The 2,341-nt window shown below is 39.0% G+C and carries 1 protein-coding gene; it reads right to left on the bottom strand.

Features of this window, described 5'->3' with window-relative positions; genetic code table 11:
* Positions 1 to 97 precede the first annotated feature (97 nt).
* Positions 98 to 2,017 carry a tetracycline resistance ribosomal protection protein Tet(O) gene (gene tet(O) / locus M5J09_RS13100; protein WP_257158158.1) on the bottom strand — a complete coding sequence of 640 codons (1,920 nt, stop codon included), beginning with the start codon at positions 2,015 to 2,017 and terminating at the stop codon, positions 98 to 100.
* Positions 2,018 to 2,341: the final 324 nt, after the last annotated feature.

Raw genomic sequence — 2,341 nt, 5'->3', positions numbered from 1 at the left:
TTTTGCTCCCACAAACAGGACACAATATCCATTCACATTTCATCATAATTAGTCTCTAATCCTTTCAAATCTCATTTTATATGACTTTTGCAAGCTGTTAAGCTAACTTGTGGAACATATGCCGAACCTTATCTATACGGCTATTCGGGCGGCGGGGTTGGCAAATAAATTTACCAATAGCTGGCTGGTATCCTTTTAACTCTGTCAAGCAGACTCCCTGCCCATTTGTGAAATAAGTTAAATCGTTCCTGTATTCTTGAATACATCTAGCAGGGATTTCTCCTTTCAGAATGACCTCGTCATTCTTTATCTGAGTACTTACAATATCTGCACAATACCTTGGAGCATCATGATACGCCCGTGAGAGATATTCCTGCGGTGCATAAATTTCAAAGTGGAGATATGGCTCTAATAGTTCTGTCCCTGCTTTTTTTAAAGCCTGCTCCAATACGATAGGGGAAAGCAGCCGAAAGTCTGCGGGGGTACTTACAGGACTATAATACAATCCATATTCAAAACAGATTTTACAGTCTGTCACTTTCCATCCATACAGCCCCTGCTCGCAGCCATAAAGAACCCCCTCCATAACCGCATTTTGGAACGATTGATTTAAATATCCAAGTGAAACTCTGCTTTCATACTGCACTCCGCTTCCAATAGGGAGCGGCTCTATGGACAACCCGACAGAAGCCCAGAAAGGATTTGGCGGGACTTCTATGTGGATGGTATATTCTGCTTTTCTAAGCGGTCTTTCCATATATATAACAGTAGGCTCTTTTATTTCTGCCTCCACATGATATTTTTCCTCAAGGATGGCACAAATGACTTCCATCTGCACTTTCCCCAAAAAAGAAAGTATAATCTCATGCGTTGTAGTATCCACATAATATTTTAAAAGAGGGTCGCCATCTGAAATTTCTGTAAGTGCCCCAAGCAATATTTCCCGCTGTTCAGATTTCTTTACTGCAATCGTTGTTTGGAGCATAGGGAGAGGATTTTCAATAAATTTTCTCTGCGGCAACAGCATTTCGTTCCCCAAAATACTGTTTAGCTGCAAAACATCATTTGGTAAAATTACAATATCACCAGAGCAGGCTATATCGGATGAATATAATTCACCGTTTGTCGGAACACACATCTCTGTGATTTTTATTTTCTCTTTTTCAGATATTCTAATAACATCCCTCAAATGCAATGTTCCGCTATATATACGCACATAAACAAAACGCCGCCTTTTCTCTGAATATTCAATCTTAAAAACCTGCCCGCTTAGTTCAGATTGACCTTCAGGCGTTGATGAATAAAATTTACTGGCAATCACTTCTATAAGCTGCCGAATCCCCAGATTGTTTTTAGCGCTTCCGTGATAAACGGGAAATAACGTTCCGTTTTGGAATCTCCTGTTTTCTTCCTGTTCCAGTTCTGACATTTTAAACGGTTTCCCTGACATATATTTCTCTAATAGTTCATCGTTTCCCATAATTACCGCATCCCACTGTTCCATATCGTCATTGTCCGTTACATTTATATGGGGATGCTGCCCAACCTTTTGCTTCACTATAATTTCCGAAGAAAGCTTTGCTTTCATTTCTCGATATACCATTGGCAAATCAATCCCCTCTTGGTCAATTTTATTGATAAAAAAGATTGTCGGAATCTTCATTGTCTGTAGTGCATGAAACAGTATACGGGTCTGTGCCTGTATGCCATCCTTTGCAGAAACTAATAATACTGCTCCGTCTAAAACGGATAAAGAACGGTATACTTCCGCCAAAAAATCCATATGACCTGGCGTATCTATAATGTTGACTTTTACATCCTCCCACTGAAAAGATGTCACTGCTGTCTGGATAGTGATTCCCCTTTGACGCTCCAAATTCATTGTATCTGTTCTTGTTGTGCCTTCATCTACGCTCCCTAGTTCTGCAATTGCACCACTGGTATACAATAAACTTTCCGTTAATGTTGTCTTTCCTGCGTCAACGTGAGCCAGAATGCCTAAGTTAATTATTTTCATGTGATTTTCCTCCTATCAACACCCAAAAAAGGGCATAAAAATACCCAGTGATAAATACTCCTATCACTGGGTAAATAACTCCAATAGCCCCAAAACACTTATATGTTTTCGGGCATATAAAATTACATGATAAAAGTATTCTTAAACTGGGTACAAAAAACTAAGCCCCATATTAAAAGTGAAACGGGACTGCTACTTTTTGTTCCCACTATCAAATTGACAGTTTATTTAAGAATACCTTGCCGCATATTTATTAACTCCTTGTATAATACTGAATCTAATTATATTCCTTAACCCTTTATTTGTCAAGCTGACAAACTAAAG

Origin of the sequence: Corynebacterium sp. BF-R-2 (assembly GCF_024586525.1) — a bacterium.
Lineage (GTDB): Bacteria > Actinomycetota > Actinomycetes > Mycobacteriales > Mycobacteriaceae > Corynebacterium > Corynebacterium singulare.
The sequence above is the reverse complement of the archived record's forward strand: the minus strand, read 5'-3'. Positions and strand labels throughout refer to the sequence as shown.